17 protein-coding genes and 2 pseudogenes are annotated in these 18563 nt (G+C 71.0%); 9 read left to right on the top strand and 10 right to left on the bottom strand.

The window, feature by feature from the left end; translation table 11 throughout:
- Nucleotides 1-11: 11 nt before the first annotated feature.
- The 6 genes from ACF07S_RS29995 to ACF07S_RS30020 are packed head-to-tail and all read right to left on the bottom strand — an operon-like array spanning nt 12 to nt 5788.
- Nucleotides 12-1268: a cysteine desulfurase gene (locus tag ACF07S_RS29995; RefSeq protein ID WP_391966568.1), complete on the bottom strand. Its 1257-nt coding sequence runs from the start codon at nt 1266-1268 to the stop codon at nt 12-14.
- Nucleotides 1265-2056: a Fe-S cluster assembly ATPase SufC gene (gene sufC / locus ACF07S_RS30000; protein WP_391966569.1), complete on the bottom strand. Its 792-nt coding sequence runs from the start codon at nt 2054-2056 to the stop codon at nt 1265-1267. Before sufC ends, ACF07S_RS29995 begins: the two co-directional genes overlap by 4 nt.
- 7 nt (nt 2057-2063) lie before the next feature.
- The gene (locus ACF07S_RS30005; RefSeq protein ID WP_391975621.1) at nt 2064-2381 is read right to left on the bottom strand and encodes a non-heme iron oxygenase ferredoxin subunit; all 318 of its coding nucleotides are present in this window, start codon (nt 2379-2381) and stop codon (nt 2064-2066) included.
- Nucleotides 2378-3598, bottom strand: a complete 1221-nt coding sequence (gene sufD, locus ACF07S_RS30010; RefSeq protein ID WP_391966571.1) for a Fe-S cluster assembly protein SufD — start codon at nt 3596-3598, stop codon at nt 2378-2380. Before sufD ends, ACF07S_RS30005 begins: the two co-directional genes overlap by 4 nt.
- Nucleotides 3599-3656: 58 nt before the next feature.
- On the bottom strand, nt 3657-5078 hold the full coding sequence (sufB, locus tag ACF07S_RS30015; RefSeq protein ID WP_391966572.1) for a Fe-S cluster assembly protein SufB: 1422 nt from the start codon (nt 5076-5078) through the stop codon (nt 3657-3659).
- On the bottom strand, nt 5075-5788 hold the full coding sequence (locus ACF07S_RS30020; protein ID WP_391966573.1) for a helix-turn-helix transcriptional regulator: 714 nt from the start codon (nt 5786-5788) through the stop codon (nt 5075-5077). Before ACF07S_RS30020 ends, sufB begins: the two co-directional genes overlap by 4 nt.
- A gap of 160 nt (nt 5789-5948) precedes the next feature.
- Between ACF07S_RS30020 and ACF07S_RS30025 the strand changes: the two genes are divergently transcribed.
- The 4 genes from ACF07S_RS30025 to ACF07S_RS30040 are packed head-to-tail and all read left to right on the top strand — an operon-like array spanning nt 5949 to nt 9132.
- The gene (locus ACF07S_RS30025) at nt 5949-6353 is read left to right on the top strand and encodes an AAC(3) family N-acetyltransferase (protein WP_391975622.1); all 405 of its coding nucleotides are present in this window, start codon (nt 5949-5951) and stop codon (nt 6351-6353) included.
- A gap of 3 nt (nt 6354-6356) precedes the next feature.
- The gene (locus ACF07S_RS30030; protein ID WP_391975623.1) at nt 6357-7280 is read left to right on the top strand and encodes an ABC transporter ATP-binding protein; all 924 of its coding nucleotides are present in this window, start codon (nt 6357-6359) and stop codon (nt 7278-7280) included.
- Nucleotides 7277-8047 (top strand): ABC transporter permease, encoded by a 771-nt coding sequence (locus ACF07S_RS30035; RefSeq protein WP_391975624.1) that lies wholly within the window; start codon nt 7277-7279, stop codon nt 8045-8047. Before ACF07S_RS30030 ends, ACF07S_RS30035 begins: the two co-directional genes overlap by 4 nt.
- Before the next feature lie 53 nt (nt 8048-8100).
- Nucleotides 8101-9132, top strand: coding sequence for a heme A synthase (locus ACF07S_RS30040; RefSeq protein WP_391975625.1), 1032 nt, complete (start codon nt 8101-8103; stop codon nt 9130-9132).
- On the opposite strand, the pseudogene ACF07S_RS30045 reads toward ACF07S_RS30040, so the two are convergent.
- From ACF07S_RS30045 to ACF07S_RS30060, 4 genes and pseudogenes are all read right to left on the bottom strand, one after another.
- Nucleotides 9099-9761 (bottom strand): annotated as a pseudogene (locus ACF07S_RS30045) (aminoglycoside adenylyltransferase domain-containing protein); the annotation flags it as partial. The gene ACF07S_RS30040 and the pseudogene ACF07S_RS30045 sit on opposite strands and share 34 nt — an antisense overlap.
- Nucleotides 9762-9844: 83 nt before the next feature.
- Nucleotides 9845-10057, bottom strand: a pseudogene (locus ACF07S_RS30050) (amidohydrolase); the annotation flags it as partial.
- Between the two features lie 121 nt (nt 10058-10178).
- Nucleotides 10179-10511, bottom strand: a complete 333-nt coding sequence (locus tag ACF07S_RS30055; protein WP_391966578.1) for a hypothetical protein — start codon at nt 10509-10511, stop codon at nt 10179-10181.
- Nucleotides 10512-10604: 93 nt separating this feature from the next.
- Entirely contained in the window at nt 10605-11591 is a 987-nt protein-coding gene (locus ACF07S_RS30060; protein ID WP_391966579.1) for a heme o synthase, read from the bottom strand.
- Nucleotides 11592-11933: 342 nt separating this feature from the next.
- On the opposite strand from ACF07S_RS30060, the gene tkt reads away from it, so the two are divergent.
- The 5 genes from tkt to pgl are packed head-to-tail and all read left to right on the top strand — an operon-like array spanning nt 11934 to nt 18560.
- On the top strand, nt 11934-14036 hold the full coding sequence (gene tkt / locus ACF07S_RS30065) for a transketolase (RefSeq protein WP_391966580.1): 2103 nt from the start codon (nt 11934-11936) through the stop codon (nt 14034-14036).
- Between the two features lie 34 nt (nt 14037-14070).
- Nucleotides 14071-15189: a transaldolase gene (gene tal, locus ACF07S_RS30070; protein ID WP_391966581.1), complete on the top strand. Its 1119-nt coding sequence runs from the start codon at nt 14071-14073 to the stop codon at nt 15187-15189.
- A 4-nt stretch (nt 15190-15193) separates the two neighbouring features.
- A complete protein-coding gene (gene zwf / locus ACF07S_RS30075; RefSeq protein WP_391966582.1) occupies nt 15194-16717 on the top strand; it encodes a glucose-6-phosphate dehydrogenase in 1524 nt (507 codons plus the stop codon).
- A complete protein-coding gene (opcA, locus tag ACF07S_RS30080) occupies nt 16714-17778 on the top strand; it encodes a glucose-6-phosphate dehydrogenase assembly protein OpcA (RefSeq protein WP_391975626.1) in 1065 nt (354 codons plus the stop codon). The genes zwf and opcA overlap by 4 nt, the downstream gene beginning before the upstream one ends.
- Entirely contained in the window at nt 17775-18560 is a 786-nt protein-coding gene (gene pgl, locus ACF07S_RS30085; protein ID WP_391966584.1) for a 6-phosphogluconolactonase, read from the top strand. The genes opcA and pgl overlap by 4 nt, the downstream gene beginning before the upstream one ends.
- The last annotated feature ends 3 nt before the right edge of the window (nt 18561-18563 follow it).

The following is an 18563-nucleotide window of genomic DNA, read 5'->3' on the forward strand; positions in this document are numbered from 1 at the left end:
GCCTCAGCCCTTCATCCGAAGAAGTTCCGTACGTGCTCCAGGCCCTCGACCAGTGCGTCGATCTCGGCCGGCGTGGAGTACAGATAGAACGACGCCCGCGTGGTCGCAGGAATTCCGTACCGCAGGCAGACCGGCCGCGCGCAGTGGTGGCCGACCCGGACCGCGATGCCCTGTTCGTCGAGGACCTGGCCCACGTCGTGCGGGTGGATGTCACCCAGCGTGAACGAGATGGCGGCGCCGCGCTCCTCGGCCGTGGCGGGGCCGATGATGCGCAGGTCCGGCACCTCGGCCAGGCGCTTGACCGCGTACTCGGTGATCGCGTGCTCATGGGCGAGGATCCGGTCCATGCCGATGGCCGACAGGTAGTCGATCGCCGCGCCGAGTCCGACCGCCTGGGCGATCGGCGGGGTGCCCGCCTCGAACTTGTGCGGGGCCGGCGCGTACGTCGACGAGCTCATCGACACGGTCTCGATCATCTCGCCGCCGCCGAGGAACGGAGGCAGGTCCTCCAGCAGTTCCTGGCGGCCCCAGAGGACGCCGATGCCGGTCGGGCCGCACATCTTGTGGCCGGTGAAGGCCACGAAGTCGGCCTGGAGGGCCTGGACGTCCATCGGCATGTGCGGCGCGGCCTGGGAGGCGTCGATGCAGACGAGCGCGCCGACCTCCTGGGCGCGGCGCACTATCGCCTCGACCGGGTTGACCGTGCCCAGGATGTTGGACACCAGCACGAAGGAGACGATCTTCGTCTTCTCGGTGATGACCTCGTCGATGTCGGACAGGTCGAGCCGGCCGTCGTCGGTGAGGCCGAACCACTTCAGCTTCGCGCCCGTGCGCTGCGCGAGCAGCTGCCACGGCACGATGTTGGAGTGGTGCTCCATCTCCGTGATGACGATCTCGGTCTCGTGGTCCACCCGGTAGGGCTCGTCGGCCCAGCCGAGCATGTTGGCCACGAGGTTGAGCGACTCGGAGGCGTTCTTGGTGAAGATCACCTCGTCGCGGCTGGGCGCGTTGACGAACTCCGCGACCTTGTCGCGCGCGCCCTCGTACAGCGCCGTGGCCTCCTCGGCGAGCACATGCACACCGCGGTGGACGTTGGCGTTGTAGCGCTCGTAGTACTCACTCAGGGCGTCCAGCACCTGACGCGGCTTCTGGGAGGTCGCCGCGTTGTCCAGGTACACGAGCTTCCGGCCGTCGTGGACCTGGCGGTCCAGGATGGGGAAGTCCTTGCGGATCGCCTCGGTGTCGAGGAGGCCCGGCAGCTGTGTCACGCGACGTCCTCCTCCGGGTTCGCTCCGCTCACGGGGCCACCCTTCGCATAGGCCTCGTAGCCCTCGTTCTCCAGCTTGTCGGCGAGCTCGGGGCCACCGGACTCGACGATGCGGCCGGCCGAGAACACGTGGACGTGGTCGGGCTTGATGTAGCGCAGGATGCGCGTGTAGTGCGTGATCAGCAGGGTGCCGACCTCACCGGTCTCACGGACGCGGTTGACGCCCTCGGAGACGACGCGCAGGGCGTCGACGTCCAGGCCGGAGTCGGTCTCGTCGAGGATCGCCACCTTCGGCCTGAGCAGCTCCAGCTGGAGGATCTCGTGGCGCTTCTTCTCACCGCCGGAGAAGCCCTCGTTGACGTTGCGCTCGGCGAAGGCGGGGTCCATGTTGAGGCGCTCCATGGCCTCCTTGACCTCCTTCACCCAGGTGCGCAGCTTGGGGGCCTCGCCGCGGATGGCGGTGGCGGAGGTGCGCAGGAAGTTGGAGACGGAGACGCCGGGGACCTCGACCGGGTACTGCATGGCGAGGAACAGGCCGGCGCGGGCGCGCTCGTCGACGGACATCTCCAGGACGTCCTCGCCGTCGAGGGTGACGGTGCCGCCGGTGATCGTGTACTTGGGGTGACCCGCGAGCGAGTAGGCGAGGGTCGACTTGCCCGAGCCGTTGGGGCCCATGATGGCGTGCGTCTCGCCCTGCCGCACGGTGAGATCGACGCCCTTGAGGATCTCCTTCGTGGCGGTGTCGGCCTCGACGGTGACGTGCAGGTCTCGGATTTCAAGCGTTGCCATGGATGCCTCAGGACTCCTGGGTGAGGGAGACGAGCACGTCGTCCCCTTCGATCTTTACGGGGTATACGGGGACGGGGCGCGTCGCCGGAAGGGCGTCGGGCTTGCCGGAACGGAGGTCGAAACGCGAGCCGTGCAGCCAGCACTCGATGTGGCAGTCGTCCACCTCGCCCTCCGAGAGGGAGACCTTCGCGTGCGAGCAGATGTCGTACACCGCGAACACCTCGCCCCCGGTCTGCACGAGGGAGACCGGCGTGCCGTCGAGTTCCACCCGCTTCGGGGTGTCCTCCTCCAGCTCGCTGAGCCCGCAGGCGCGTCGGAAGGTCATGCGACCGCCGCCTCCAGCTCCTCCTCGATCTTGGCGATCAGACGCTCCTCGATGTCCGGGACGCCGATCTGCTGGACGAGTTCGGCGAAGAAGCCGCGGACCACCAGCCGGCGGGCCTCGTGCTCCGGGATGCCGCGGGCCATCAGGTAGAAGAGCTGCTCGTCGTCGAAGCGGCCGGTCGCGGAGGCGTGTCCGGCGCCGACGATCTCACCGGTCTCGATCTCCAGATTGGGCACGGAGTCGACACGGGCGCCGTCGGTGAGGACCAGGTTGCGGTTCATCTCGTAGGTGTCGGTGCCCTCGGCCCTGGCCTCGATGAGCACGTCGCCGATCCACACGGCGTGCGCGGCCTCGCCCTGCAGCGCGCCCTTGTAGACGACGTTGGACTTGCAGCGCGGGACGTTGTGGTCGACCAGGAGGCGGTGCTCCTGGTGCTGGCCCCGGTCGGTGAAGTACAGGCCGAACAGCTCGGCCTCGCCGCCGGGGCCGGCGTAGGTGACGCGCGGGTGCAGCCGGACGAGGTCGCCGCCGAACGTGACGACGACCGACTTGAAAGTGGCGTCCCGGCCGACGAGCGCGTTGTGCTGGCCGACGTGCACCGCCTTGGCGTCCCAGTCCTGGACGGAGACGACGGTCAGCCTGGCGCCGTCGCCGAGGACGAACTCGACGTTGGCGGCGAGCACCGCGTCACCGGTGTGGTCGATGACGACGAGGGCCTCCGCGAAGGCGCCGAGCTCGATCACCTGGTGGCCGTAGGCGGTGCCGCCCTCGCCGTGCACCGCGATGCGGATCGGCTCGGTGAGGACGGTCTCCTTCGGCACGGTCACGACCGAGGCCCGCTCGAAGGCGGAGTACGCCTGGGCGGCGACGCGGTCCACCGGGGTGCCGGCGCGGCCGAGCCGCGCGTCGTCCCGGCCGACGGTCTCGACGGTGACGCCCTCGGGCGCCTCGACGGCGACCTTGACGCCCTCGCCGGTGGCGGTGGCGGTGCCGTCGTGCAGACCGCGCAGCCGCTCCAGCGGGGTGAACCGCCACTCCTCCTCACGGCCGTGGGGGACGGGGAAGTCCGCCACGTCGAAGGAGGGGGGCGCGCTCATGCGGGTGGCGACGGTCGACTCGGCCGCGACCGCGATCGAGCCCGCGGTGGTCGAACCCACGGGTAGGGGACCCCCCGCCCGAGCGGCGCCGGGAGTGGGGGAGTTCTGAGCCTCAGCCATGGCTGTCGTAGTGCTCGCTTTCCTTTGCGTAAGGGGGTGGACGGAACGGCGTGGTGCCTTAGCCGACCGCGCCTTCCATCTGGAGCTCGATCAGCCGGTTGAGCTCGAGGGCGTACTCCATCGGCAGTTCCTTGGCGATCGGCTCGACGAAGCCGCGCACGATCATCGCCATCGCCTCGTCCTCGCTCAGACCCCGGCTCATCAGGTAGAAGAGCTGGTCCTCGGAGACCTTGGAGACGGTCGCCTCGTGGCCCATGGAGACGTCGTCCTCGCGGACGTCCACGTAGGGGTAGGTGTCGGAGCGGGAGATGGTGTCGACGAGCAGCGCGTCGCACAGCACGTTGGACTTGGAGCCCGGAGCGCCCTCACCGATCTCGATCAGACCGCGGTAGGAGGTGCGGCCGCCGCCGCGCGCCACCGACTTGGAGACGATGTTGGACGAGGTGTTCGGGGCCATGTGGACCATCTTGGCGCCCGCGTCCTGGTGCTGGCCCTCGCCGGCGAAGGCGATGGACAGCGTCTCGCCCTTGGCGTGCTCGCCCATCAGGTAGACGGCCGGGTACTTCATCGTCACCTTGGAGCCGATGTTGCCGTCGACCCACTCCATGGTCGCGCCCTCGTAGGCCACGGCACGCTTGGTGACCAGGTTGTAGACGTTGTTCGACCAGTTCTGGATGGTCGTGTAACGGCAGCGGGCGTTCTTCTTGACGATGATCTCGACCACCGCGGAGTGCAGGGAGTCGCTCTTGTAGATCGGGGCCGTGCAGCCCTCGACGTAGTGCACGTAGGCACCCTCGTCGACGATGATCAGGGTCCGCTCGAACTGGCCCATGTTCTCGGTGTTGATCCGGAAGTAGGCCTGGAGCGGGATCTCGACGTGCACGCCCTTCGGCACGTAGATGAAGGAGCCGCCGGACCACACGGCGCTGTTCAGCGACGCGAACTTGTTGTCACCGACGGGGATGACGGTCCCGAAGTACTCCTTGAAGAGCTCCGGGTGCTCCTTCAGCGCGGTGTCGGTGTCCAGGAAGATGACGCCCTGCTCCTCCAGGTCCTCGCGGATCTGGTGGTAGACGACCTCCGACTCGTACTGGGCGGCGACACCGGCGACGAGGCGCTGCTTCTCCGCCTCGGGGATGCCCAGCCTGTCGTAGGTGTTCTTGATGTCCTCGGGCAGGTCCTCCCAGGACTCCGCCTGCTTCTCCGTGGAGCGCACGAAGTACTTGATGTTGTCGAAGTCGATGCCGGAGAGGTCCGAGCCCCAGTTCGGCATGGGCTTCTTCTCGAACAGGCGCAGGCCCTTGAGGCGGAGCTTGGTCATCCACTCCGGCTCGTCCTTCTTCGCGGAGATGTCCCGGACGACGTCCTCGTTCAGCCCGCGGCGCGCCGACGCACCGGCGTCGTCACGGTCGGCCCAGCCGTATTCGTACTTGCCCAGACCCTCCAGCTCGGGGTGGGCAGTCTCCGTGGGGAGAGTCATGCGGGGTTCCTCCCGGACGTGCTTGCGGATGCGTGGTGGGAAATCTTGGGGATGAACGTCGTGCAGACGCCGTCGCCGTGCGCGATCGTCGCCAGCCGCTGTACGTGCGTACCGAGGAGCTCGGCGAAGAATTCCGTCTCGGCCTCGCACAACTGCGGGAACTGTTCGGCGGCGTGGGCGACCGGGCAGTGGTGCTGGCAGAGCTGCTCGCCGACCGGTGCGCTGCGCGCCGTTGCAGCGTACCCGTCCGTGCTGAGGGCCTTGGCCAGGGCTTCCGTGCGCTTCTCGGGGGCCGCGGCCTCGACCGCCTCGCGGTACTTCTCCGCGTGTGCGGCGATCCTGGCCCGGGCGAAGGCGGCGATCGCCTCGCCGCCGCCCTCCCGCTCGCCGATCCAGCGCAGCGCGTCCACGGCGAGTGTGTCGTAGGACTGGTCGAAGGCGTCCCGTCCGCAGTCCGTCAGGGCGAAGACCTTGGCCGGGCGTCCGCGCGTGCGCGCGCCGTACACCCGCCGCTCGCGCGCCTCCACGACGTTGTCCGCGGCCAGCGCGTCGAGGTGCCGGCGGACGGCCGCCTGGGTGAGCCCGAGGCGCTCGGCCAGCTCGGCGACGGTCGACGGGCCGTGGTCCAGGACGGAGCGGGCGACGCGGTTGCGGGTGGACCGCTCACCGGTTGCCAGTTCCTCGTGGGGAGCCTCGCCAACGTTTTTCACAACGCCATTGTTGCGTAATTCACCGGAACCGGGCAAGCCGCACTTGAACAGCCCACGGTGCGCTGCGTCACTTAGGCAAACCTAATCCGACCTGCGGGAACGATCTTCGGCCGATCGGACAGGCGAGGGCCGCGGGCGGCTTGCGGGACGCTTCCGGACCATGTCCACACCTCCTCCGAACGGCCCTCTCCTCACCCGCGAGAGCCTCACCGCACAGCACGCCGCGCTCGCTGCCCGGCCCGGTGGGAGCCTCCTCGCGCACCCCTCGCCCAGCGCCCTCGGCCGGGTCGACGGCGGTCCCGGCACGGTCGTCCGGGCGCTGCCCGACACACCGGGCCCGGACGGCACACCGGTGGTTCCCGCCCGGACCGGCGACCTCCGCGACCCGGCGCCGTGGCGGGCACCGCCCGTAACCGGGCAGGGGGGAGACCGTCCGGGGCGCGGCCGTCCCCGGCGGCGGACGCGGTGGCCCACGCCGAGCGGTGGCCGCCGGTGCGACGGCCCCGCGAGGAGGGGTTCCGGCACCCGGCCCTCTGGCGCCCCGGTCGTCTCCCTAGACTCGTGACCCATGCGAAGCGAGCCCGTGGTCCAGGTCCAGGCCCTGGTGAAGCGGTACGGCACGAAGACCGCGGTGGACGGCCTCGACCTGGTGGCCCGGCAGGGTGTGACCGCCGTGCTCGGACCCAACGGCGCGGGCAAGACGACCACCCTCGAGACCTGTGAGGGGTACCGGCGGCCGGACTCCGGCACGGTGCGCGTCCTGGGCCTCGACCCGGTGCGGGAGTCGGCGGCGCTGCGGCCCCGCGTCGGGGTGATGCTCCAGTCCGGCGGCGTCTACTCCGGCGCGCGGGCGGACGAGATGCTCCGGCACGTGGCGAAGCTGCACGCGCACCCGCTGGACGTGGACGCGCTGATCGAACGGCTCGGGCTCGGCTCCTGCGGCCGTACGTCCTACCGGCGGCTCTCCGGCGGCCAGCAGCAGCGGCTCGCGCTGGCGATGGCCGTCGTCGGGCGCCCCGAGCTGGTGTTCCTGGACGAGCCGACCGCCGGGCTCGACCCGCAGGCCCGCCGCGCCACCTGGGACCTGGTGAGGGATCTGCGCGCCGACGGCGTCTGCGTGATCCTCACCACCCACTACATGGACGAGGCCGAGCAGCTCGCCGACGACGTCGCGATCGTCGACGCCGGCCGGGTGATCGCCCAGGGCTCCCCCGAGGAGCTGTGCCGGGGCGGCGCGGAGAACTCGCTGCGCTTCTCGGGGCGGCCCGGCCTGGACGTGGCCTCCCTGCTCAAGGCGCTGCCCGCCGGCTCCGCGGCCGACGAGGTGTCCCCGGGCTCCTACCGGGTCCTGGGCGAGGTCGACCCGCAGCTGCTCGCCACCGTCACCTCCTGGTGCGCGCAGCACGGGGTGATGCCGGACCGGATCTCGGTGGAACGGCACACCCTGGAGGACGTCTTCCTGGAACTCACCGGCAAGGAACTGCGCTCATGACGGCCACCGGCACCTACTCACCGAAGCCGGGGGCCGCTCCCCTGGTACGCATGATCGCCGCGCAGGCCGCGCTCGAGACGAGGATGCTGCTGCGCAACGGCGAGCAGCTGCTGCTGACGGTGATCATCCCCACCCTGCTGCTGGTGCTCTTCAGCACCGTGGACGTCGTGGACACCGGTGACGGCGAGGCCGTCGACTTCCTCGCCCCCGGCGTCCTCGCCCTGGCGGTGATGTCGACGGCGTTCACCGGGCAGGCCATCGCGACCGGCTTCGAGCGGCGCTACGGCGTCCTGAAGCGGCTGGCGTCCTCGCCGCTGCCGCGCTGGGGGCTGATGACCGCCAAGACGCTGTCGGTGCTGGTCACCGAGGTCCTGCAGGTGGTCCTGGTCACGGTGATCGCCCTCGCGCTCGGCTGGTCGCCGCGGGGCAACCCGCTCACGGTGCTCCTGCTGCTGGTGCTGGGTACGGCCGCCTTCTCCGGGCTCGGTCTGCTGATGGCGGGCACCCTGAGGGCCGAGGCGACGCTCGCCGCCGCCAACCTGGTGTTCCTGCTGCTGCTGGTCGGCGGCGGGGTGGTGGTCCCGCTCGACAGGTTCCCGGACGCCGCCCGGGCGGTGCTCGGCCTGCTGCCGCTCTCCGCTCTCTCGGAGGGGCTGCGGGACGTGCTCCGGGACGGGGCCGGGGTGCCGTGGGGCAGCCTCGGGATCCTGGCCGGCTGGGCGGTCGCGGGCCTCGCGGCGGCCGGGAGGTTCTTCCGCTGGGAGTAGGCGCGGCCCGCCGCGGCGACCCTCGTGAAAGCGTGCACAAGCGGCGTCCTACGATGGGACACGTGCCGAACGTGACCCGTGCCGACGCCCAGGCGGCCCTGCGCAACCCGCTCGCCTTCATCGCCGAACGCTGGACCCCCGATCCCCGGATCGTCCGGCGGGCGGCCCTCGCCGCGCTCGTGATGGCGGTGGTCATCGTGGTCACCGGCGGTGCGGTGCGGCTGACCGGCTCCGGCCTGGGCTGCCCCACCTGGCCCAAGTGCACCGACGACTCGCTGACCTCGACCCGCGAGATGGGGCTGCACGGCGCGATCGAGTTCGGCAACCGCATGCTGACCTACGTGCTGTGCGCGGCGGTCGGCTGGGCGATCGTCGCGGCGCGGTCGCAGAAGCCGTACCGGCGGAGTCTGACCCTGCTGGGCTGGGCGCAGTTCTGGATCGTCATGGGCAACGCGATCCTCGGCGGCGTCGTGGTGCTCGTCGGTCTGAACCCGTACACGGTCGCGGCGCACTTCCTGCTGTCCACCGCGCTGATCGCGGTCGCCACGGTGATGTGGCAGCGCACCCGCGAGGGCGACACGGCGCCCCGGCCGCTGGTCGGCGGGGCCGTGCAGCAGCTGGTGTGGTGCATGGTGGCCGCCTCCGTGCTGCTGATCGCGGTCGGCACGGTGGTCACCGGCGCGGGCCCGCACGCGGGCGACTCCAGCGAGGTCGAGCGGATGCCGGTCGACTGGGAGACGGTGACCAAGGGGCACGCGGTACTGGCGTGGATCGTGGTGACGCTGACGTTCGCCCTGTGGTTCGTGCTGAAGGCGGTCGAGGCCCCCCGGGACCCGCTGCGCCGCACCCGCGAACTGTTCCTGATCCTGCTCGCGCAGGGCGCCATCGGCTACGTCCAGTACTTCACGGACCTGCCCGAGGTCCTGGTCGGCGCCCACATGTTCGGCTCCTGCGTGATGTGGATCTGGGTGCTGCGCGTGCTGCTGTCGCTGCGCGAGCGGCCGGAGACGGCGGGGCCCGGTCCGGCCGTGCCGGCGGATCGGGCCACCCCGGCCACGAGCGCGTCGATCGCCGGTCCCAGGTAGGTCCGGGTCAGCTCGGCCCGGCGCACGGTCCACCGCTCGGCGGGCGGCGCGCCACCGCCGTAGCGCCGCCGCGCGATGTCCGCGACGACCTCGGCGGGGGCGCCGAGGCCCGGCAGGACGTCGAGGGCCTCCCGCTTGGAGATCAGCCGCCCCTCGCGCAGGGTGACGGTGGCGCGGGCGAAGGTCAGCAGGCCCAGGTCCACCCACACGTCCTGCCTCCAGTGGGCGGACCGGTCCACCGCGGGCCGCCAGAAGTCGCGCTGGTCGCGCACCACGAACGCGGCGAGCTCACCGTCGGGCACCGGGGGCAGCACGTCCGCGGGCGGCGCCCCGCGCAGCACCCGCCCGAAGCGGTGCAGCTCGGCCCGGGTGACCGGGGTGACCGGACGCCGGAAGAGCTCCTCGTGCGCCCAGGTGAGGTGGCGGCGCCCGGGGTCCGCCGCGGTGTCCGGCGTCAGATAGGTGCAGTGCAGCAGACCGGCGAGCGGCTCCGCCCTCAGCCGGGCGTGCAGCAGGGCGATCCGCCATGCCGTCCGCGCGCCGACCGGGTGGGGAAGGACCGTGATCAGGTCCAGATCGCTGCGGCCCTCCTGGTAGTCGCCGCCGGCCAGTGAGCCGTGCGCCCACACGGCCACGGGGGCGAGCGGTGTCAGGCCGGTGAGGAAGCGGTCGAGCAGGAAGTCCGTCGGCATGCGCCCCATCCTTCCGGTGCTCAGCCGAGTCCGTACACCCTGTTCGTGTTCCCCGAGGCGACCAGGCCGGCCACCCGCCGGGCGTCCTCGGGCGACCACGCCCCCTCGGTCACCCAGGCGCCGAGCACCCGCCCGAGGGCCTCGCGGAACAGACGGGCGCCGCTGGAGAAGAGGATCTTGCCGAAGGGGGCGAGTTCCGGGATCTCCGCGAGGACGGTCGCCGCGCGGGCGCCGGGGCAGTACTGGTCGACGAGGGACGGCGGGTCGATCATCTCCGGGCTCTCCCCGTGTGGACGCTGCTGCCTGCAGGTCCTGACGGGTGAACCGGTGAGGAGGTGCTGCCCTGTGCCGGGTTCAGTCGTTGGAAGGGCCGCCGAGCTGGATGCCCGCCATGCGGCTCCACTCGTACGGGCCGGTCCTCACCTTCGCCGCGAACTCCCCGTCGAAGTCCTCGTGGACGGTGACGCCGGCCTGTTCGACGGCCCTGCGGGCGATGTCGCAGGAGGGCGCGACGAGGTCCCCCCAGCCGCCGTCCTCACCGACGAGCACGATCCGGGCACCTCGCTGCCCGAGGTGGGCGACCTGCGCCTCCGCGCCGCCGTGCGCCTTGGCGAAGCCGCTGATCTGCTTGGCGAGCCGGGCCGCCTTCCGCCCTGCCTTCGGGTCCACCTGCTGCGTGTCTGCCATGCCCAGCATGCTACCGACGGGTAGATCGAACGGCGACGGGCGGGGTCCGTGGCCTTGGCCACGGACCCCGCCCGGTGGGCGCCCGACGAGCGGTCACCGCAGGAACGGGTCCACCGCGATGGCCACGAAGACCAGCGACACATAGGTGATGGACCAGTGGAACAGGCGCATCTCCTTGAGCCTGCCGCCCGTCACCTCGGCCTTCGCCCGGTTCAGCAGCGCGTGCGCCTCCCACAGCCACCAGCCGCCGGCCGCCAGGGCCACGGCGGTGTAGAACCAGCCCGTGTAGCCCAGCGGGGTCAGCAGCAGGGAAACGCCGACCATGACCCAGCTGTAGAGCACGATCTGCTTGGCGACGACCTTGTTCGAGGCGACGACCGGCAGCATCGGCACGCCGACGCGCGCATAGTCGTCCTTCACCTTCATCGACAGCGGCCAGTAGTGCGGCGGCGTCCAGAAGAAGATGACGAGGAAGAGGACGACCGGCGCCCACGACATCGAGTTGGTGACCGCGGACCAGCCGATCAGCACCGGCATGCAGCCGGCGATGCCGCCCCACACGATGTTCTGCGCCGTACGCCGCTTGAGGATCATCGTGTAGACGACGACGTAGAAGAGCAGTGCGCCGAGGGCGAGCCAGGCGGACAGCCAGTTGACGGCGAGGCCGAACAGCAGCGTCGAGACGACCGCCAGCGTGACGCCGAAGACCAGGCACTCGCGCGGGCTGACCATGCCGGTCACCAGCGGACGCTGCGAGGTACGGTCCATGAGCGCGTCGATGTCGCGGTCGATGTACATGTTGAGCGCGTTGGCGCCGCCCGCGGACAGATAGCCGCCGACGCAGGTCAGCAGCACCAGCGTCAGGTCGGGCACGCCCTGCTGCGCCAGGAACATCACCGGGACGGTGGTGATGAGCAGCAACTCGATGATCCGCGGCTTGGTGAGAGCCACGAACGCCATCGCACGGGCCCCGAACGGCCGATGGGCAGGGCTCTGACTGGTCCCCCTTGCCCCCTCCCCCAGGGCCTCGAGGGCCTGGGAGGTAGCCCCAGGACGGGATTCAACGGCCGTCACGCACACCCCTACGAAGACATCCCAGCAAGCCTCCGCTAGGTGAAGCGGCGGTGAAGGCTCGCGCGTACCACGCCACTGTAGACGTTGCCCAGACCCGGACATTCGCGGGGGTCGGCTCGTGTTGGGAGGCGTCCTCCGAGGTGCGCCCCGAAGCTCGTTCGAGCACCCGGATGAGCGGCTCCGTATTCATCTGCCGAACGGGGAAACGAACCGGTCAGGAGGCGGATCCCCGGGAGTGCCCACAGTCTGGAACGACTCGGGGGGAGGCGCGTCCCACGGGGGTAGGCTCGACCACGCCGGTGGGCCGTCACCGGCATCCGAACATGTGGAGAGGAGCCCTGACTCAGGGTGAGCACCAAGCCGACCACCACAGACCTCGAGTGGACCGAGTGGGACCAGCGGGCCGTCGACACCGCCCGCGTCCTGGCCGCCGATGCCGTACAGAAGGTCGGCAACGGCCATCCAGGTACGGCCATGAGCCTGGCGCCCGCCGCCTACACCCTCTTCCAGAAGGTGATGCGGCACGACCCGGCGGACCCCGACTGGGTCGGGCGCGACCGTTTCGTACTGTCCGCCGGCCATTCGTCCCTGACCCTCTACACCCAGCTGTACCTGGCCGGCTTCGGGCTGGAGCTGGACGATCTGAAGGCGTTCCGCACCTGGGGTTCGAAGACCCCGGGCCACCCGGAGTACGGCCACACCACGGGCGTGGAGACCACGACCGGCCCGCTGGGCCAGGGGGTCGCCAACGCGGTGGGCATGGCGATGGCCGCCCGTTTCGAGCGGGGCCTGTTCGACCCGGAGGCCGCCGAGGGCGAGTCCCCGTTCGACCACTACGTGTACTGCATCGCCGGTGACGGCTGCCTGCAGGAGGGCATCTCCGCGGAGGCGTCCTCGCTCGCCGGGCACCAGAAGCTGGGCAACCTGGTGCTGCTGTGGGACGACAACCACATCTCCATCGAGGGCGACACCGAGACGGCCGTCTCGGAGGACACCTGCAAGCGGTACGAGGCGTACGGCTGGCACGTGCAGCGGGTCGCCCCGAAGCCGGACGGCGACCTGGACCCGCGCGCGATCCACGACGCGATCCAGGAGGCGAAGAAGGTCACGGACAGGCCGTCCTTCATCGCCATGCGCTCGGTCATCGCCTGGCCGGCCCCGAACGCGCAGAACACCGAGGCCTCGCACGGCTCGGCGCTGGGCGAGGAGGAGGTCGCGGCCACCAAGCGCGTCCTCGGCTTCGACCCGGAGCAGACCTTCGAGGTCGCCGACGAGGTCATCGGCCACACCCGCAAGGCCCTGGAGCGGGGCCGGGCAGCCCGCGCCGTGTGGGAGAAGTCCTTCCAGCAGTGGCGGGACAACAACCCCGAGCGCGCCGCCGACTTCGAGCGCGTCGCCGCGGGTGAGCTGCCCAAGGGCTGGCAGGACACCATCCCGGTGTTCGAGCCGGGCAAGGGCGTGGCCACGCGTGCCGCGTCCGGCAAGGTGCTCCAGGCGCTCGGCGCGGTGATCCCGGAGCTGTGGGGCGGTTCGGCCGACCTCGCGGGCTCCAACAACACCACGATCGACAAGACCAGCTCCTTCCTGCCGGCGGGCAACCCGCTGCCGGAGGCCGACCCGTACGGCCGCACGATCCACTTCGGCATCCGTGAGCACGCGATGGCCGCGGAGATGAACGGCATCGCGCTGCACGGCAACACCCGGATCTACGGCGGCACCTTCCTGGTGTTCTCCGACTACATGCGCAACGCGGTGCGGCTGTCGGCGCTGATGCACCTGCCGGTGACGTACGTGTGGACGCACGACTCCATCGGCCTGGGCGAGGACGGCCCGACCCACCAGCCGGTCGAGCACCTGGCCTCGCTGCGCGCCATCCCGGGGCTGAACGTCGTCCGCCCGGCGGACGCCAACGAGACCGCGATCGCCTGGCGGGAGATCCTCACCCGCTGGACCAAGGAGTTCGGCAAGGGCGCCCCGCACGGCCTGGCGCTGACCCGCCAGGGCGTGCCGACGTACGAGCCGAACGAGGACGCCGCGCGCGGCGGCTACGTGCTGTTCGACGCCGAAGGGGCCTCCGGGCAGAGCGCGGCGCCGCAGGTGATCCTGATCGCGACCGGTTCCGAGGTGCACGTCGCCGTCGAGGCGCGCGAGCGGCTCCAGGCCGACGGTGTGCCGACGCGCGTGGTGTCGATGCCGTCGGTGGAGTGGTTCGAGGAGCAGGACCAGGGGTACCGGGACAGCGTCCTGCCGCCGTCCGTGAGGGCGCGCGTCGCCGTCGAGGCGGGGATCGGCCTCACCTGGCACAAGTACGTGGGGGACGCCGGACGCATCGTGTCCCTGGAGCACTTCGGTGCGTCGGCCGACGGCAAGGCACTGTTCGAGGAGTACGGCTTCACCGCCGAGAACGTGGCCGCCAAGGCCAGGGAATCGATCGCCGCAACCCAGCGCTGACGCTCACACACGACACGTAGGAGATGGAATTTCCATGACAGACGCATTGAAGCGCCTTTCCGACGAGGGCGTCGCGATCTGGCTGGACGACCTGTCGCGCAAGCGGATCACGTCCGGCAATCTCGCCGAGCTGATCGACCAGCAGCACGTCGTGGGCGTCACCACCAATCCGACGATCTTCCAGAAGGCGATCTCCGAGGGCGACGGCTACGACCAGCAGCTGACCGACCTCGCCGCCCGCAGGGTCACCGTCGAAGAGGCCATCCGCATGATCACCACGGCGGACGTCCGCGACGCCGCCGACATCCTGCGCCCGGTCTTCGACGCCACCGACGGCCAGGACGGCCGGGTCTCCATCGAGGTCGACCCGCGCCTGGCGCACAACACCAGGGCGACGGTCGCCGAGGCCAGGCAGCTGGCCTGGCTGGTGGACCGGCCCAACACCCTCATCAAGATCCCGGCGACCGAGGCCGGCATCCCGGCGATCGCCGAGACCATCGGCCTGGGCATCAGCGTCAACGTCACGCTGATCTTCTCCCTGGAGCGCTACCGCAGGGTCATGGACGCGTTCCTGACCGGCCTGGAGAAGGCCAGGGAGCGCGGCCTGGACCTGTCGGGGATCCACTCCGTGGCGTCCTTCTTCGTGTCCCGCGTGGACAGCGAGATCGACAAGCGGATCGACGCGCTCGGCACCGACGAGGCCAAGGCGCTGCGCGGCAAGGCCGCCATCGCCAACGCCCGTCTGGCCTACCAGGCGTACGAGGAGGTCTTCGGCACCGAGCGCTGGGCCGCGCTGGAACGCGAGGGCGCCAACAAGCAGCGTCCGCTGTGGGCGTCGACCGGTGTGAAGGACAAGGCGTACAAGGCCACGATGTACGTCGACGAGCTGGTGGCGCCGAACACGGTGAACACCATGCCGGAGGCGACGCTGACGGCCACCGAGGAGCAGGGCGAGATCCGCGGCGACGCCGTCTCGGGCACCTACGAGCAGGCCCGCGCCGACCTCGACGCCATCGAGGCGCTCGGCATCTCCTACGACGAGGTCGTCCAGCTCCTGGAGGACGAGGGTATCGACAAGTTCGAGGCGTCCTGGAACGACCTGCTGAAGTCGACGGAGGCGGAGCTCCGGCGCCTCGCCCCCTCGGAGGGCTGAGACCTTGTCGAGCAGCAACCCGCTGCGTGACCCGGCGGACCGACGGCTCCCGCGCATCGCGGGGCCGTCGGGCCTGGTCATCTTCGGAGTGACGGGCGACCTGTCCCGCAAGAAGCTGATGCCGGCCGTGTACGACCTGGCCAACCGGGGGCTGCTGCCGCCGGGCTTCTCGCTGGTGGGCTTCGCCCGCCGCGAGTGGCGGCACGAGGACTTCGCCCAGGAGGTGCACGACGCGGTCAAGGAGCACGCCCGCACGCCGTTCCGCGAGGAGGTCTGGCAGCAGCTCATCCAGGGGATGCGCTTCGTCCAGGGCACCTTCGACGACGACGAGTCCTTCGAGCGGCTGCGCGACACCATCGAGGAGCTGGACAAGGCGCAGGGCACGGGCGGCAACTTCGCGTTCTACCTGTCGGTCCCGCCGCGTTCGTTCCCGGTGGTCATCCAGCAGCTGAAGAAGCACGGGCTGGCCGACCAGACCGGCGGCTCCTGGCGGCGCGCGGTCATCGAGAAGCCGTTCGGGCACGACCTGAGGTCGGCCGAGGAACTGAACGCGATCGTCCACGAGGTGTTCGCCCCGGACCAGGTGTTCCGGATCGACCACTACCTCGGCAAGGAGACCGTCCAGAACATCCTGGCGCTGCGCTTCGCCAACACGATGTTCGAGCCGATCTGGAACCGGTCCTTCGTCGACCACGTGCAGATCACCATGGCCGAGGACATCGGCATCGGCGGCCGGGCCGGCTACTACGACGGCATCGGCGCCGCCCGTGACGTCATCCAGAACCACCTGCTCCAGTTGCTGGCGCTGACCGCGATGGAGGAGCCCGCCTCCTTCGACGCCGACGCGCTGGCGGCGGAGAAGACCAAGGTGCTCGGTGCCGTCCGGCTGCCGAAGGACCTGGGCCGGGACACCGTGCGCGGGCAGTACGCGGCCGGCTGGCAGGGCGGCGCGAAGGCGGTCGGCTATCTGGAGGAAGAGGGCATCGACCCCTCCTCGAAGACCGACACCTACGCCGCGATCAAGCTGGGCATCGACAACCGGCGCTGGGCGGGTGTCCCCTTCTACCTGCGCACCGGCAAGCGGCTCGGCCGCCGGGTCACCGAGATCGCGGTGGTGTTCCAGCGGGCGCCGCACTCCCCCTTCGACAGCACGGCCACCGAGGAACTGGGCTCGAACGCCATCGTGATCCGCGTCCAGCCGGACGAGGGCGTCACGGTGCGGTTCGGCTCCAAGGTGCCGGGCACGTCGATGGAGATCCGGGACGTGTCGATGGACTTCGCCTACGGGGAGTCGTTCACCGAGTCCAGCCCGGAGGCGTACGAGCGGCTCATCCTCGACGTCCTGCTCGGCGACTCCAACCTCTTCCCGCGCACGGAGGAGGTCGAGCTGTCCTGGAAGATCCTCGACCCGATCGAGGAGTACTGGGACGAGAACGGCAGGCCCGCCCAGTACCCCGCCGGTACCTGGGGACCCGTCGAGGCGGACGAAATGCTCGAGCGAGACGGACGGAGCTGGCGCCGGCCATGAAGACAGACCTCACGGACACCACCGCCAGCAAGATCAACAAGGCGCTGGTGCAGGGCCGCAGGGCCATCGGCACTCCGGCCGTCGGCATGGTGCTCACGCTGGTCATCGTCACGGACGAGGAGAACGCCTACGACGCGCTGAAGGCGGCCGGCGACGCCTCGCGCGAGCATCCCTCGCGCACGCTCGTCGTCATCAAGCGCGTCTCCCGTTCGCCCCGTGACCGCACCCAGTCCCGCCTCGACGCCGAGGTGCGGGTGGGCGCGGACGCGGGCACCGGCGAGACGGTGGTGCTCCGGCTGTACGGCGAGGTCGTCGACCACGCCCAGTCGGTGGTGCTGCCGCTGCTGCTGCCGGACGCCCCGGTGGTGGTGTGGTGGCCGGTCAACGCCCCGCTGGACCCGGCCAAGGACCCGCTGGGCGCCCTGGCGCAGCGGCGGGTGACCGACACCTACGCCTGCGAACAGCCGGTGCGCGAACTCGCGGCCCGTGCCAAGGCCTACACCCCGGGCGACACGGACCTGTCGTGGACCCGCATCACGCCGTGGCGTTCGATGCTGGCGGCGGCGCTGGACCAGATCGCCTGCCAGGTGCAGGGCGTCGAGGTGGAGGGCGAGGAGCTCAACCCGAGCTGCGAGCTGCTGGCGATGTGGCTCGCCGACCGGCTGGACGTCCCCGTCAAGCGCTCGCCGTCCGGCGGCCCCGGCCTCATGGCGGTGCGCATGGACACGGACTGCGGCCCGATCGTGCTGGACCGCGCCGACGGCTCGCTGGCGACGCTGTCCATCCAGGGTCAGCCGAAGCGTGCCGTGGCGCTCAAGCGCCGGGACACCGCGGAGCTGATCGCGGAGGAGCTGCGGCGCCTGGACCCGGACGACACCTACGCGTCGGCGCTGCGCTACGGCGTGGAGCGGCTGCGGAGCGGGCAGGGACCGTCCGGTGAGCCTCCGGCCAAAGGAGGTTCCGGACGGGAAGCCGTCCCCGCGCCCGTGGAGTCGGCTGCGAAAGCTCCCGCGGCCGAGGCGACGGCGCAGGCACCGGTGAGGAAGGCGGCGGCGAAGTGAGTACGGCACCGCAGCTGGTGGTGCACCGGGACAAGGACCTGATGGCGCGGGCCGCGGCGGCCCGGCTGATCACCAGGATCGTGGACGCGCAGGCCTCGCGGGGTTCGGCGTCCGTGGTCCTGACCGGTGGCCGCAACGGCAACGGCCTGCTGGCCGCGCTGTCGCAGGCTCCGGCGCGGGACGCGATCGACTGGGGCCGGCTCGACCTGTGGTGGGGGGACGAGCGGTTCCTGCCCGAGGGCGATCCGGAGCGCAATGTCACCCAGGCCCGCGAGGCGCTGCTCGACGCGGTGCCGCTGGACCCGGAGCGGGTGCACGCGATGCCCGCGTCGGACGGTCCCCACGGCGCCGACGTGGACGCGGCGGCGGCCGCCTACGCCGAGGAACTGGCCGCCGCGGCGAGCCCGGAGAACCACGGCCCGGTCCCGGCCTTCGACGTGCTGATGCTGGGCGTCGGCCCGGACACCCATGTGGCCTCCCTCTTCCCGGAGTTGCCGGCGGTCCGGGAGACGGAGCGCACGGTGGTCGGCGTGCACGGCGCCCCCAAGCCGCCGCCGACCCGGGTGACCCTGACCCTGCCGGCGATCCGCGCCGCCCGTGAGGTGTGGCTGCTGGCGGCCGGCGAGGACAAGGCCGAGGCCGCGGCGATCGCCCTGTCGGGGGCGGGCGAGATCCAGGCCCCGGCGGCGGGCGCCCAGGGCCGCGTCCGCACCCTGTGGCTCCTGGACGCGGCAGCGGCATCGCAGCTGCCGCGGTCCCTCTACCCGCCGGCGTCGCCCTGAGGG

This window comes from Streptomyces sp. NPDC016640 (assembly GCF_043076215.1).
Classification (GTDB): Bacteria; Actinomycetota; Actinomycetes; order Streptomycetales; family Streptomycetaceae; genus Streptomyces.